This is a genomic window from Streptomyces amritsarensis, from assembly GCF_001953875.1.
Taxonomy (GTDB): Bacteria; Actinomycetota; Actinomycetes; order Streptomycetales; family Streptomycetaceae; genus Streptomyces; species Streptomyces amritsarensis.
The window spans coordinates 18730-34679 of the sequence record NZ_MQUR01000064.1 but is presented as its reverse complement, the minus strand read 5'-3'; the positions used below and the strand labels follow the sequence as shown (position 1 = coordinate 34679).

Sequence of the window (15950 nt, the reverse complement as noted above, 5' to 3'; positions counted from 1 at the left end):
ATGACGGAACCGACCGCTCGTCTCGTGCGGCTTTCTCCCGGACGCCTGGCCGGAGTGCGCCGGCGAACGGGCGACCACTGCGACCGGACCATCGCCGCGGCCTGCTCGATCGGGCTGGCCTACTGGGCGACGGGCCGCAGCCCCGACGGCATGGAACTCACCCCCGCCACCCTCTTCGCCGACGTCCTCGGACGGGTCGCCGACGGCGGCGCCGGCGCGGCCGGCTGGGAGGTCGGCGCGGACGCCCGCAGCATCGCCGTCCCGGAAGGAGTCTTACCGGCCGAGGCGCAGCTCGCCCTCGACGACCTGGCCGACTTCCCCGACCGGCCCCTCGGCACCATCGCCCCCTCCAGCGTGGCGGCGCGCATCGAGACCCTGGCCGAGTGGAACGACACCGGCGCGGACCGGATCCGCCCGACCGTCGTGGAGATGTTCCGCGAGCAGGCCCGCAAGCGCCCCGACGCCGTCGCCGTCGTCGACGAGCGCCGCTCCCTGACGTACGGCCGGATCGCCGAACTCTCCGGCCAGCTGGCCCACCACCTCCTCGAACGCGGCATCACCGCCGAACAGGTCGTCGGCATCTCCCTGGACCGCTCCGCCGACATGGTCGTCGCACTCCTCGGCGTACTCCGGGCGGGCGCCGCGTTCGTACCGCTCGACCCGCAGTGGCCCGCCGCCCGCAGGGCCGTCGTCATCGAGGACGCCGGCGTCGTGCTCCAGCTCAACGGCTCGGGCGAACACACCCCGGGCGAACCCGCCGCCGTCGCCGTCGACCTCGACGACTGGCGCCACGGATCCCACCCCGGCGGGGACACCGGCATCACCACCCCCGGCGACTCCCTCGCCTACGTGATCTTCACCTCCGGTTCCACCGGCCGGCCCAAGGGCGCGATGATCCGCCACGAGGCGATCAGCGAGCGCCTGCTGTGGCAGGTCGAGGAGATCCTGGGCTTCGGCCACGACGACGCCTCGCTGTTCAAGGCGCCGCTGTCCTTCGACATCTCCATCAACGAGATCTTCCTGCCGCTGGTCTCCGGCGGCAGGCTGGTCGTCCTGCGGCCCGGCGGCGAACGCGACCCGCACCACCTCCTGAGCGTGATCGCCGAACAGCGCGTCACCTTCACCTACCTGGTGTCGTCCATGCTGGACGTGCTGCTGGAGATCGCGGGCGACTCCGGCCGACTGGACAGCCTGCGGCACGTCTGGTGCGGCGGCGAGGTACTGACCCCCGAACTGTACGAGCGCTTCCGCACCCGGCTCGACATACCCATGTACCACGGCTACGGCCCGGCCGAGACGACGATCGGCGTCTCCCACGTCATCTACCGGGGCGCCGCGGAACGCCTGTCCACGTCCATCGGCAGGGCCAACCCCAACACCCAGCTCTACGTCCTCGACGACGAGCTGCGCCCGGTTCCCGTCGGCGTCGGCGGCGAACTGTACGTCGGCGGGTTCCTCCTGGGCCGCGGATACGCCGGCGCCCCCGGCCTGACCGCCTCCCGGTTCGTCGCCAACCCCTTCGCCGCGGACGGCTCACGGCTGTACCGGACCGGTGACCTGGCCCGGTACGCGCCCGACGGATCGCTGGACTTCCTCGGCCGGGCCGACAACCAGATCAAGATCCGCGGCATGCGGCTGGAGATCGAGGACGTGGAGGCCGGCCTCGCGGAGCACCCGCAGGTGCGGCACAGCTGCGTCGTCGCCCGGCAGAACACGGCCGGCGGCACCTACCTGGTGGGCTACGTGATCCCGGCGGCGGGCAGCGAAGACCTGCGGGCGGAGGAGGTCCGGGACTGGGCCACCGCGCACATGGTGGACTACATGGTGCCCGCCCGCGTCGTCGTCATGGCGGAGTTCCCGCTCACCGCCAACGGCAAGCTCGACCGCGGCGCGCTGCCGGAGCCCGCGTCCTCGTCCGGCGCCGGCCCGCTCGCCCCGCCCGTCACCGACAACGAGCGCCACGTGTGCGCGGCGGTCGCGACGCTCCTGCGACTGGACCGGGTCGGCGTCGACCAGGACTTCTTCCGGCTCGGCGGCGACAGCCTGCTCGCCATCTCACTGCTCGGCGCGCTGCGCAGGGCGGGCCTGCACGTCACACCCCGGCAGATCTTCACCCACAGCGTGATCGGCGCGCTGGCCGCGGTGGCGACCCCCGCCGACACCGCCGCCGAGGACCACGACGACATCGCGACCGGTCCCGTCACCGGCTCGCCCATCGTGCGCTGGCTCGGCGAGGCCACCGACGCGGTCGACGGCTTCGTGCAGTCCGTGGTGGTGAACACCCCCGCGGACCTGACCTCCGTCGCCCTCGACACGATCCTCTCCGCCCTCGTCGAACGCCACGACATGCTGCGCGCCCGGCTCGTCCGCGGCGACCGCTGGGGCTTCGACGTCCCCGCCCCCGGGGACCGCACCGCCGCCGGGTGGCAGGAGAGCGACCGGCCGCTCGACGAGTGCGTCACGCTCGCCACCGAGGCACTCGACCCCGACGGCGGCGTCATGCTGCGCGCCGTGTGGCGCCGCGACGCCCGGCAGCTCGTCCTCGTCGCCCACCACGTGGTGATCGACGGCGTGTCCTGGCGGATCCTGATGGAGGACCTCGCCACCGCCTGGCAGCAGTACTCCGCCGGAGCACCGGTCCGACTGCCCGCGGTGGGCACCTCGTTCCGCCGCTGGACCCAGCTGCTGGAGCGCGCCCCGTTCAGCGACGACCGCGCCCACTTCCGGCGCGCCCTGCCGGGGACGGACGCACCACTGGGCCGGCGCGCGCTCGATGCGTCCGACACCGTCGCCCGGGAGCGGACGACGACCGTCCGCGTCGACCCCGACGTCACGGCCGCCCTGCTCGGCGACGTCCCCGCCGCATTCCACGCGGGCGTCAACGACGTACTGCTGACCGCGCTCGCCGTCACGCTCGCCCGCCGGCGCCGCGACCTCGGCCAGGACCAGACCTTCGCCCACATCGAACTGGAGGGCCACGGCCGCGAAGCCCGCTTCGTGGCGGACGGCACCGGCTTCGAACCGGAACTGTCCCGGACCGTCGGCTGGTTCACCACCCTGTTCCCCGTCACCGTCGACCCCGGCACGGCCGCCGACCTCGGCGACCCCGCCTACCTGACCGCGGCCCTCAAGGCCGTCAAGGAAGACCTCGCCCGCGTCCCCCGGGGCGGCCTCTCCTACGGAGTCCTGCGCCACCTGGCCGGCGACCGGTTCGACGCGCCCGCACCCCAGGTGCTCTTCAACTACCTCGGCCGCTTCGGCGCAGGTTCCGCCCGGGACTGGGAACTCAGCCGCGCCACAGCACACTTGGGGGAGAGGCGGGACCCGCGGATGCGCCTGCCGCGCGCCCTGGAGTTCAACGCCATCGCCGAGCCCGGCCCCACCGGCGCCTACGAACTGGCCACCACCATCTCCTGGCCCGACGGACTCTTCACCGACGAGGACATCGCGGCCATCGGCGCGTACTTCCGCCGAACCCTGGCCGCGATCGCCGCACTCGACACCGGCGGTCACTCTCCCGGCGACTTCGACCTGGTCGCCCTCACCCAGGCCGACGTCGACGAACTCGACGGCCCGGACCTGCACGACGTCCTGCCGATGACCCCCCTCCAGGAAGGCCTGTACTTCCACTCCGTCTTCGACGACGACTCCGCCGGCACCTACGTCGAACAGCAACTGCTCACCCTCGCGGGAGAGATCGACGCCGACCGGCTCGCGGCCGCGGCCACCCGCCTGCTCGCGCTCTTCCCCAACCTCGCCGCCCGCTTCGTGCCCCTCGCCGACGGCCGCGTCGTCTCCGTGCTCGACAGCGGCGTACGCGCCCCCTTCACCGTCCTGGACCGGCCCGGCATCACCGACGAGGAGATCCGCGACCACGCCGAACGCGACCGCCGCGCCGGATTCGACCTGGCCGCCGGCCCCCTCATGCGGTACACGCTGATCCGGGCGGGAGCCGACCGGACCGTCCTGGTCCAGACCGTGCACCACATCATCGCCGACGGCTGGTCGGTGCCGCCGATGCTCCGCGCGCTGCTCGCCGAATACCACGCGCCCGGCACCGTGCACCCGGTCGGCGGCTTCCCCGACTACGTGCGCCGGCTCGCCGGACGCGACGAGCACGACAGCGACCGGGTGTGGCGCGAACAGCTCGCCGGCCTGCCCGGCCCCTCGCTGGTCGCCGAAGGACACACACCGTCGGACCGGTTCGCCGACGCGGCCGTGGAAGCCGACGGCGACCTCGACGAGGCGGTCCGCTCGGCCGGGGTGCCCCTCAGTGTCGCCGTGCACAGCGCCTGGGCGCTGGCCCTCGGCGGCCTCCTGCACGACCGGGACGTCGTCTTCGGCTCCACGGTGTCCGGGCGCGACGCCGACGTGCCCGGCATCGAGGACATGGTCGGGCTCTTCATCAACACCATCCCCGTGCGGGCCCGGTGGACCGCCGCCACCACCGCCCGCGACCTGCTCGCCTCGGTGCGCGAGCACCAGAGCGCCGTCCTGCCCCACCAGCACGTCTCGTTGGCGCGCATCAGCCGCCACGCCGGTGCGGGCCCGCTGTTCGACACCCTCGTGGTCTTCGACGTCGCGACCGACACCGCCGCCCTGCGGGAACCCGGCCACTCGCTGTTCATCACCGGCATCGTCAACGAGGGCGCGCCGCACTACCCGCTGACCCTCGTGGTGGAACGCACCGTGGACGGCCGGCCCCGCTTCAACCTGGTCCACGACGGCGCCCTCCTGCGGGAGGCCAGCGCGCGCACGTTCCTGTCGGCCTTCACCCGGACCCTCACCGCCCTCCTCACCCGGCCGGAGGCCCTGGTCGCGGACCTCGTCGGCGATCTGGTGGAGGACCTGGCACCCGACGGCGCCCGCCGCCCGGCACGGACCGCGGCGCCGGCCCCCGCCGCCCCGGCCACCCTCGGCGCCCTCTTCGACGCCGCCGCCCGCCGGGACCCGCAGGCCACCGCCGTCACCCAGTGCGCCCTCGACGGCGCCACCCGCTCGCTGACCTACGGCGAACTGTCCGCGGCCCGCGACGCACTGGCCGCCGCCCTGCGCGCCGCCGGCGTCGGGCCGGGAGAACGCGTCGCCGTCGCCGTGCCGCGCTCCCTGGAACAGGTCGTCGCCCTGGTCGCCGTCGTCACCGCGGGCGGAGCCTACGTACCGCTCGACCCGGCCTACCCGGACAGCCGCCTGGAGTACGTCCTCGCCGACGCGGCTGCGCAGGTCGTCCTCGTCGCCCCCGAGCAGCGGGACCGCTTCACGCGGCTGCTGGCCCGGGCGGGCGTCCCCGCCCGTGTGCTGGTCCAGGGGGAGCGGCTGCCGCGGGCCACCGCGGTGCCCGCCACGTCCGCGGCCGGCCCGCGGGACCCGGCGTACGTCATCTACACCTCCGGCTCCACCGGCCGGCCCAAGGGCGTCGTCGTCCCGCACTCCAGCGTGGTGGCCCTGCTCGCCAACACCCGCCCCGACATGGACTTCGGCCCGCACGACGTGTGGGTGCAGTTCCACTCGTACTCCTTCGACTTCGCGGTCTGGGAGCTGTGGGGCGCCCTGGTCCACGGCGGCGAGCTGCTGGTGCCGGAGTACGCGCTGACCCGCTCCCCGGTCGACTTCCACCGGCTCGTGCGCGAACGCTCGGTCACGGTGCTCAACCAGACCCCTTCCGCCTTCCACCAGTTCATCGAGGCCGACCGGCACGCCGGCGAGCCGCTGCCCGCACTGCGCCGGGTCGTCCTCGGGGGCGAGGCGCTGGACCTTGGACGGCTGCGCGGCTGGGTCGAGCGGCACGGCACCGCCTCGCCCCAGCTCGTCAACATGTACGGCATCACCGAGACCACCGTCCACGTCACCCACCGGGTCCTGACCGACGAGGACTTCGACCGCGGCGACGCCAGCCCGATCGGCGGTCCGATCCCCGGCCTGGCCGTCTATCTGCTCGACGACCGGCTCCGGCCGGTGCCGCCGGGCCGGGTGGGCGCGATCTACGTCGCGGGCGCCCAGGTCTCGCTCGGCTACCTGAACCGGCCGGCGCTCACCGCCGGCCGGTTCGTGGCCGACCCGTTCGCGGGCGACGGCTCCCGCATGTACCACACCGGCGACCTCGCCCGCCGCACGCTCGACGGCGAGCTGGAGTTCACCGGCCGCGCCGACGACCAGGTGCAGCTCAAGGGATTCCGCATCGAGCCGGCCGAGGTGGAGGCCGCGATCAGGGAACTCGACGGCGTCGTCGACGCGGCCGTCACGGTGGCCGGCAGCGGCGACCACCTCGTCGCGCACGTCGTGGGCCGCCCGCCGGGCGACCTCGCCGTCCCGCTGGCGTCGAAACTTCCCGCGCACATGGTGCCCGCCCGGGTACTGCGGGTCGACGCCCTGCCGCTCACGGTCAACGGCAAGCTGGACCGCAAGGCCCTCGCCGAACAGGCCGAACAGGCCGAGCGGGCCGAGCGGGCCGAGCGGGCCGAGCGGGCCGAGCAGGCCGAGCGGGCGGGTGCGGCGGGCGCGGAGCTGGACGCGCCGCCGGTGGCGCCCGGCACCGCCGTCACGGCACTGGTCGCCATCTTCACCGCGGCCCTGCCCACCGCCGCCGTGGACGCGGACTGCGACTTCTTCCGGGCGGGCGGTGACAGCATCCTCGCCATCACCGTCGTCAACCGGGCCCGTTCCCTCGGCCTCGCGATCACGCCGCGGGACGTGTTCCTGTTCAGGACACCGCGCGCCCTCGCCGCACACCTGGCGGCGACCGCACCGCGGGCCGCGAGGCCCGCACCCGCCGCCACACCCGCCGCCCACCAGGACGGCCCGCTGGCCCCGACCCCCATCATCCTGCGCCGGCGCAGCCTGGGCGGCTCGCTCGCCCGGTTCGCCCAGGCCCGGGCGGTGGCCGCGGACGAGGGCACCGCATTCGCCGACGCGGAGCGGGCCGCGAACGCCGTCGTGGCCGCACACCCGGCCCTGCGGCTGCGGCTGAGCGTCGAGCACGGCGTGTGGGCCCTGCGCACCGAACCCGCCCGCGAGGTGGACGTCGTACGCGCCGACACCACCGACCCGGCCGCCGCGGCCGACGAGGCCGCCGGACGCCTCGACCCCGAGGCCGGGGACGTCGTCGCGTTCACATGGCTGGAGGCCACCCGCACCCTCGTGGTCGCCGTGCACCACCTCGCCGTCGACACGGTGTCCTGGCTGATCCTGCTGGACGACCTGAGCGCGGCCCTGCGCGGCACGCCCCCGGCGCCGCCGACCACCCCCTACGCCGAGTACGCCCGGGCCGTGGCGGCCCCCTCGACCCACCCGGCCGACGCCGGGCTCGGGCACTGGATCACCACGCTCCAGGCGCCCCCGCTGCTGCCCGCCGTCCGGGCGCCGCGCGACACCACCGTCGTCCTCCCGCCCCACGTCGGCGACCTCGTCACCCGCACCGCGCCCGCCGCACTCGGCGTCGGCCTCACCGAGCTGCTGTGCGGCGCGCTGCGCACCGCGCTGACCCGTGTCCAGGCCGCGCCCACCGACCTCGCGGTCGACCTGGAGCGGCACGGCCGCGACCCGATCCTGCCGCACCACGACTACACCCGTACCGTCGGCTGGTTCACCTCCGTCGCACCCGTGCGGCTCACCGCGCACACCGACCCCGTGGCCGCGGCCCGCGAAGTCGCCGCACGGCGGCCGGACGAGCGCGCCCACCTCGCCTACGGCCGCCTGCGCTACCTCGACCCGCAGACGGCCCCGCTGCTCGACACCCACCCGCAGGTGCTGTTCAACTACCTCGGCAGGGGCGACGAGTCGCGCGCCCTGCACATCACCGGCGGCGACCGGGACAGCACCCCCTACGCCGTGGAGGTGAACGCCTGGACGGACGCGGCCACCGGCGGCCTGCACGCCGTGTTCACCCTCGCCGAGGGCGTCCCCGACGAGATCACCGGGCACTGGCGCGACGCCCTGGAACACATCGCGCGGACCGCGGCGACCGCCGAGCGCACCGCACCGGTCACCCCCCTCCAACGCGGCCTGTTCTACCAGGCCCAGCTGGCCGGACCGGCCGGACACTACGTCGCACAGAGCTGGTTCACCTTCGACCGGCGGCTGGACACCGGCGCCCTGGCCGAGGCGATGGCCTGGGTGATCGCCCGCCACCCGGCGGTGGGCGCCGGCTTCGCCACCGACGACGACGGCAACGCCGTACAGGTCCTCGCGGCCGGCCGCCGCGTCGGCGTCCGCACGCTCGACCTCACGACGGACGCGGAGGTCGACGACCTGCTGGCCCGCGACCGCGATACCGGGTTCGACACGGGCCGGCCGCCGCTGATCCGGCTGACCGTCGTGCGCCGGCCCGACGGACGCGACGGCCTGCTGCTGAGCTACCACCTCCTGCTGTGGGACGGCTGGTCCCGGGAGATCGTGCTCCGCGACCTCTTCGACGCCTACGAGGCGGCCCTCGCGGGCACCCTGACGCCGCCGGCCCCGGCCTCCCCGAGCTTCGAGGACCACGCCCGGGCGCTCGCCGCCAAGGACCCGGCGGCGGCCGAACGGTTCTGGGCCCGGCACCTGACGGGCCTGCCCGGCCCGACCCTGCTGGCCGGACCTGCCCCGGCCCTCGCCGACGGCCTGCCCCGCACCCTGGTGCACACGCTGTCCTCGGAGCGGTCGCAGCGGCTGCGGGACGCCGCCCGCAGCCACGGCGTCACCCTGAACTCCGTGCTGACCGGCGCCTTCGGCCTGCTGCTGGGCGCCCGTACGGGCCGCGGCGACGCCGTGTTCGGCGTCACCGTCTCCGGCCGCGAGGGCGAAGGCCTGTCCGGCATCGTCGGCGTCCTGCTCAACACCGTGCCCCAGTGGACCCGGGTACGGCCGGGCGACAGCGTGCGCGCGTACCTGTCGGCCGTGCAGGCCGACCGGGTCGAGGCGATGGAGCACGAGCACATCGGGCTCGGCGAGATCCAGCGGGCCGGCGGACACGACACGCTCTTCGACAACCTCTTCGTGCTGCAGAACTTCCTGGACATGGACGCCTTCGCCGAGATGAACGCCCGCCACGGCATCACCGCCGTCCGCGCGGACGACTCCACCCACTACCCGTACACCTGGGTGGTCACCCCCGGCGACCGGCTCACCGTCAAACTGGAGTACCGCGACCACGACACCCCGGCGGCCCGGCACCTCCTGGACGACTACCTGCGCCTGCTCGACGAACTCGCCCGCGCCACGGGACCGGTGGGCGCCCTGCCGGGCCTCGCCCCGCCGCCCCGGCCCGCCGCACGCACCGACGTCGGCACGGACACCGTCGTCGACCGGTTCGACCGGGCGGCCGACCGCCACCCCGGCCGGACCGCGCTCGTCGCCCGCGGACACACCATGACCTTCGGCGACCTGCGCGACCGCAGCCGCGCCGTGGCAGGCGTCCTCGCCGGACGCGGCATCGGCCCCGAGACCACCGTGGGCCTCGCCGTCCCCCGCTCCCTCGACTCGATCGTGGCCCTGTTCGCCGTCCTGCGCACGGGCGCCGCGTACGTGCCGCTGGAGCTGGACCACCCCGACGAGCGGATCGCCGCGATCGTCGCGGACGCCCGCCCGGAGGTGATCCTCACCGTCGCCGCCGTGTCACCCCGGCTGCGCCGGCTGCCCGGCGACCTGATCGAGCTGGACCGGCCCCTCCCCGACGCCGCGCCCTTCACCACCTTCGCCCCCGACGACCCGCACCGCCTGCGGCACTGCGCGTACACGATCTACACCTCCGGATCGACCGGCAGGCCCAAGGGCGTGGTGACCGAGTACGCGGGCCTGACCAACATGCTGATCAACCACCAGCGTCGGATCTTCGAGCCGGTGCTGGCGGAACACGGCCACCGGATCTTCCGGATCGCGCACACCGTGTCCTTCGCCTTCGACATGTCGTGGGAGGAACTGCTGTGGCTCGCCGACGGCCACGAGGTGCACATCTGCGACGAGGAACTGCGCCGCGACGCCCCCCGGCTGGTCGAGTACTGCCTCGGGCAGGGGATCGACGTCATCAACGTGACCCCCACCTACGCCCAGCAGCTGGTGGCCGAGGGCCTGCTCGACGACCCCGGCCGGCGGCCCGCCCTCGTCCTCCTCGGCGGCGAGGCCGTCACCCCCGCGCTGTGGCAGCGGCTCGCCCGGACCGAGGGAACCGCAGGCTACAACCTGTACGGACCCACCGAGTACACGATCAACACCCTCGGCGTCGGCACCTTCGAATGCGAGGACCCGGTGGTGGGCGTGGCCATCGACAACACCGACGTGTACGTCCTGGACCCGTGGCTGCGGCCCCTGCCCGACGGGGTCCCCGGCGAGCTGTACGTGGCGGGCGTCGGCATCGCGCGCGGCTACCTCGGCCAGGCCGCCCAGACCGCGCACCGCTTCGTCGCCTGCCCGTTCGGCGGGCCCGGCGAGCGCATGTACCGCACCGGCGACCTGGTGGCGCGCCGGCCCGACGGCCATCTGGCGTACCTGGGCCGCACCGACCAGCAGGTCAAGATCCGCGGACACCGCGTCGAACCGGGCGAGGTGGAGGCCGCGTTCACGGCCCACCCGCAGGTCCGGTTCGCCGCCGCCGTCGCCCAGCCCGACCCGCAGGTCGACGGCGCGTACCGGCTGGCGGCCTACCTCGTGCTGGACGGCGGCGGGGACCTGGCGACGATCGCGGCCGAAGTGGGCTCCGCGCTGCCGGACTTCCTGCGCCCGACCCACTTCGCCCAGGTCGATGCCATCCCGCTGACGGTGAACGGCAAGGCCGACACCAAGGCACTGCCCGAGGCCCGGCCGCTGGGCGCGCTGACCACGGCGGGGGAGCGCGGCCCGCGCACCGGGACCGAGACCGCCGTCTGCGGGTTCTTCGCCGAGGCCCTGGACCTGGACGACGACGAGGTGAGCGCGGTGAGCGACTTCATGTCCCTCGGCGGACACTCCATGCTGGCGGTGCGGCTGATCGGGCTGCTCCGCCGGCAGTACGGTCCAGTGATCACGATCCGTGATCTGTTCACCCTGCGCACCCCGGAAGCGATTGCCCGCCACCTCGATGACAACTCCTGACACGCAGCGGCCCCGCTCGGGGTCCGACATCCTGCGCACCGCCCTGCGCCGCAACGTCGGCGCCATGGCCTGGGGCACAGTCCTCATGGGCCTCTACCAGGCCGGCGAGACCGCCTTTCCCATCGCGCTCGGCCTGATCGTCGAGCACACGATGCGGGACCGCAGCCCCGGCGCCCTGATGCTGTCGATCGCCGCGCTGGCCGTGATCATCACGACGGTGTCGCTGTCGTGGCGCTTCGGCATGCGCATCCTGCAGAAGGCCAACACGACCGAGGCGCACCGCTGGCGGGTGCGGGTCGCCGACTGCGGCCTCCAGCCCGTGGCCCGTGACGTCGGCCTCAAGTCCGGCGAGGTGCTGACCATCGCCACCGAGGACGCCGACCAGACGGCCGACATCATCGAGGTGGTGCCGCTGCTGATCAGCTCGCTGATCGCGGTGCTGGTGGCCGCCGTGGCGCTCGGGCTCGCGGACCTCAGGCTCGGCCTGCTGGTGATCGTCGGCACCGTCGCGATCCTGTCGGTCCTGTCGGTGATGTCCCGGCGGATCGGCTCCAGTACGCGCGAGCAGCAGGCCCGGGTGGCCCGGGCGGGCGCGAAGGTGGCCGACCTGATCACCGGCCTGCGCCCGCTGCACGGCTTCGGCGGCAACCACGCCGCCTTCGGGTCCTACCGGAGGGTCAGCACCGAGGCGAAGCGCCAGGCGGTGACCGTGGCCGGGGTGAACGGCGCGTACGCGGGCACGGCCGCGGCCCTCAACTCGGCCCTGGCCGTCACGGTCACGCTGACGGCGGGCTGGCTGGCGTTCGACGGCCGCATCACCGTCGGCGAACTCGTCATGGCCGTGGGGCTGGCGCAGTTCATCATGGAACCGCTCAAGATGTTCTCGGACATGCCCAAGTACGTGATGATGGCGCGGGCGTCGGCCGAGCGGATGGCGCTGGTGCTGACCGCGCCACCGGTCGCGGTACCGGGGACGCGGCGGCCTGCCGCCGGCGGCGGCCTGGAGGTCGACGGCATCCGCCACGGCGCCCTGCGCGGCCTGAGGTTCCACGTCCCGGCGGGCGGGTTCACGGCGATCGCCGCCTACCGGCCGCGCGCCGCCGCCGACCTCGCCGCGGTCCTGGCCGTGAAGGTCCCGCCCCACCTCTACGAGGGAGCGGTACGGGTCGGCGGGCGGGAGGTCGCCGAGCTGTCGGTGGAGGCGGTCCGCGAGCACATGCTGGTGAACCCGTACGACGCGGAGATCTTCGCGGGCACGCTCCGCACGAACATCGACCCGTCGGGCCGCAGCCGGCTGGTCCCCGAGGCAGTCGAGGCGTCCATGCTGACCGATGTCGTCGCCCTCCACCGGGAGGGACTCGACCACCCCGTGCGCGACCGCGGCGCGAACCTCTCCGGCGGCCAGCGCCAACGGCTGTCCCTGGCCAGGGCCCTGGCCGCCGACAGCGACGTCCTCGTCCTGCACGATCCGACGACGGCCGTCGACGCCGTCACCGAACAGCTCATCGCGCGCAACATCGCGCGGCTGCGCCGGGGCCGGACCACCCTCGTGATCACGAGCAGCCCGGCCCTCCTGGACGCCGCCGACCGGGTCCTCGTCCTGGACGACGGCGTGATCACCGCCGAGGACACCCACCGCAACCTGCTCGCCACCGACCAGGACTACTGCCTGGCGGTGGCGAGATGAGCGGGCGGGTCGGCCCGCGCAGGGGCGGCCGGAGAGACCGGCGCGAGCGGGCGGCCCGGATTCCGTCCGGGTGAGCGCCACCCGGCAGGCGCCGGTGAACTTCCCGAAACCGGCGTCGGTGCTCTGCGCGCGCCCGGTGGGCCCCCGCCCACGGGCCGCGCACCGCGGGCTCTCAGCCCAGAGCCCACGCGACGTCCCTGAGGAGGGCGTGGCGCCAGGACGCGCGGTCGTGGCCCGACGGGGAGCGTGACACGCGCACGGTCGCGCCTGCCTGGGCGGCCAGGGTCTCGACGTAGGCGCAGTGAGGCAGCATCCGCGTCTCGTGTTCCCCCACGTCGAAGGCGACCCGCAGCCCCGACAGGTCCACGCGCTCGCGCAGGCGCGCCGCGACGGCGCCGCCGAGCGGGCCGGCCAAGGGGTCCGCGAGGTCCGCCGCGCCGGGCGCCCACCACAACGACGGGGACTGGCAGGCGACCCGGGACACCAGGTCCGGGAACTCCACCGCCGCGTACATCGCGCTCAGCCCGCCGAGGCTCTGCCCGGCGACCACCAGGCGGTCCGGGTCCGCGGGCAGGCCCGTCTGCGCGACCAGCGGCAGCAGTTCGTCCCGTACGGCCTCCCACAGCCCGGGCCGACACCCGAACTCGCCCTCCCGGTCCCTGGTCGGCAGGAAGACGAGGGTGACGGGCGGCAGGTCGCCGGCCGCGACGGCCGCGTCGAACGCCGTCATCGCCGGGTGCAGGTACAGCCAGTCGTCCCCGTCGAGCAGCAGGACCACCGGTCCGCCGCCGCCCGCCGGGTGGACCCGTACGGTGCGCCGCCCGCCGAGGCGTCCGCTCGTCCAGCGCAGCCGGGTGCTCGGCAGGGGCAGCACCTGGTCGGCGCCGGCCCCGAGGACGGGCCAGTGCGGTTGGACCGGCGCGTCCGGCGTCGCGGCGATGGACCGGTCCCCGCCCGCGCCGAGCGGGTTGAACGGGTCGGCGAACGCCCCGCCGTCCGTGAGGAACTGGTAGGTGACCCGCAGCCGGGCGGGCATGCGGACCTGCGCGTACCAGCAGTCCGTCCCGCCCCACCGGTCCAACGCCACCGGTGGCGACCAGCTTTCGAAGCCGATGCGCGCCGGAGAGCCGCGCCACAGGAACAGGGTCGCCCAGCCGCCGCCCTCCGCCGGGACGGACGCGGGCGTTCCCACCGCCGCCCAGAACCCTTCGGAACCCGGCTCGCCGGGCAGTCCGTACGCGGCGAAGGCGTCCTCGGGCAGGCGCATGCGGGTCTCCTTGTGAGCGGCAAGGGGAGAGTCTAAGCTCGTCGCAATGAGGCGAGCCTAACCTAACCATGACGTTCCGGGGAGGCAACGACCATGAGCACCAACCCCTTCGACGACGCAGAGGGCCGATTCCTCGTCCTGGTGAACGACGAGGGCCAGCATTCGCTCTGGCCGTCCTTCGTCGACGTGCCCGGCGGGTGGACGATCGCCCTCGGCGAGAACACCCGAGAGGCGTGCCTGGACTTCGTCGAGGCCAACTGGACCGATCTGCGCCCCCGTTCCCTCGCCCGCTCGATGGACGCCTGAGCCTTCACCGCCCGTCCGCCGCGCCGCCGGCCACCACCCCCGGGGACTCGCACGATGCTCTGCACCAGGCTGACCAACGCCCGCTTCCTCACCATGGACCCGGACCATCCCGTCGCCCACGAGCTCGGCATCTGGCGGGGCCGGATCGTCGGCCTGGACGAGGCCGCGGCCTCCCTGCCCGCACGCGAGGTGATCGACCTCCAGGGTGCCACGGTGCTCCCCGGGTTCATCGACTCCCATGTGCACCTGCCCTGGACCGGGTTCAAGCAGAACACCGCCGACATGGCGGGCTGCACGCGGGTCGAGGACGCCCTCGCGGTCGTGGCCGAGGCGGTCGCGGCCCGGGACTCGCCCGGATCCTGGGTGAGCATCGTCGGCTACGACCAGCGGGCGCTGGGCCGTCACCTGACCGCCGCCGAGCTCGACCAGGTCAGCCGGGGGCACAAGCTGTACGTGCTGCACGACTCCGGCCACGGCTGCGTCGTCAACACCGCCGTCCTGGACCTGCTCGCCGCGGACGTCCCGCACGAGAACGGCTTCCTCACCGAGGGCGCCATGGGCGCCGCCCGCGCGCTGCGCCTGCCCTACTCCCAGCAGGAGTTGGCCGAGTCCATCGGGCGGGCGGCCCGCACCTGCGTGGCCGAAGGCATCACGGCCTGCGCCGAAGCGGGCATCGGGGGAGCCCTCTTCGGACACTCCCCGGTCGAACTGGGGGCCTACCAACTCGCCCGGGAGAAGGGCCTGCTGCCGCTGCGGGTCCAACTGATGGTCTCCGCCGACCGGCTGCGGCCGGTCGGCGCGCACGAGGCCGACGGCATCCCCAAGGCCCTCGACCTCGGCCTGCGCACCGGCTTCGGCGACGACTGGCTGTCCGTGGGCGCCCTCAAGATATTCACCGACGGCGGCATGATGGCCCGTACCGCCGCCCTGAGCGCCCCGTACGAGGGCATGGACCACGCCGGCCAGTTGCAGGACGACCCCGAGGTCCTCGCACGGTCCATCGTCGACGGCCACCTCGCCGGATGGCAGCTCGCCGTGCACGCCATCGGCGACCGCGCGGCCGACGTGGCACTGGACGCCCTGGAGGAGGCCCAGCGGCGCAGGCCCAGGCCCGACGCGCGGCACCGTATCGAGCATGCCGGCCTGATCCGCCCCGACCAGCTCCCGCGCCTCGCCCGACTGGGGATCAGCGCGGTCGTCCAGCCCAACTTCCTGCGCTCCTTCGGCGACGACTACGCGGCGATCATGGGCGAGGAGCGGGCGCCGTGGCTCTACCGCGGACGGGGGTTCCTCGACCACGGCATCACCCTGGTCGGCAGCTCCGACCGCCCGGTGACGGACGGCTCCCCGCTGCGGGCCGTGCAGTTCATGGTGGAGCGCGCCTCCGCGTCGGGCCGGGCGATCGGTCCGGACGAGGCCATCGGCGTCGACGAGGCCCTGTACGCCTATACGGTCGCGGGCGCGTACGCCTGCCGCTGGGAGCACAGTGCGGGCAGCCTCACCCCGGGCAAGCGCGCCGACCTGGTCGTACTGGGCGACGACCCCCGGCGCGTCGACGTCTCGGCGATCGGCGGCATCGAGGTGGTGGCGACGTACGTCGACGGCCGGGAGGCCGGCAAGCCGGCCGGGTGAGCCGGCAACGGGACC

Annotated in this window: 5 protein-coding genes; 4 read left to right on the top strand and 1 reads right to left on the bottom strand. The window is 74.4% G+C overall.

Features of this window, described 5'->3' with window-relative positions:
* On the top strand, positions 1-11043 hold the full coding sequence (locus AVW11_RS24270; protein WP_076045894.1) for a non-ribosomal peptide synthetase: 11043 nt from the start codon (positions 1-3) through the stop codon (positions 11041-11043).
* Positions 11030-12730 carry an ABC transporter ATP-binding protein gene (locus AVW11_RS24265; protein WP_076045902.1) on the top strand — a complete coding sequence of 567 codons (1701 nt, stop codon included), beginning with the start codon at positions 11030-11032 and terminating at the stop codon, positions 12728-12730. Before AVW11_RS24270 ends, AVW11_RS24265 begins: the two co-directional genes overlap by 14 nt.
* Before the next feature lie 172 nt (positions 12731-12902).
* Here the strand turns inward: AVW11_RS24265 and AVW11_RS24260 are convergent, their stop codons facing one another.
* Positions 12903-13997, bottom strand: a complete 1095-nt coding sequence (locus tag AVW11_RS24260) for an alpha/beta hydrolase-fold protein (RefSeq protein ID WP_076045892.1) — start codon at positions 13995-13997, stop codon at positions 12903-12905.
* Between the two features lie 93 nt (positions 13998-14090).
* On the opposite strand from AVW11_RS24260, the gene AVW11_RS24255 reads away from it, so the two are divergent.
* Positions 14091-14303: an MbtH family protein gene (locus tag AVW11_RS24255; RefSeq protein WP_060177497.1), complete on the top strand. Its 213-nt coding sequence runs from the start codon at positions 14091-14093 to the stop codon at positions 14301-14303.
* 54 nt (positions 14304-14357) lie between these two features.
* Positions 14358-15935 (top strand): amidohydrolase, encoded by a 1578-nt coding sequence (locus AVW11_RS24250; RefSeq protein ID WP_076045890.1) that lies wholly within the window; start codon positions 14358-14360, stop codon positions 15933-15935.
* Positions 15936-15950: the final 15 nt, after the last annotated feature.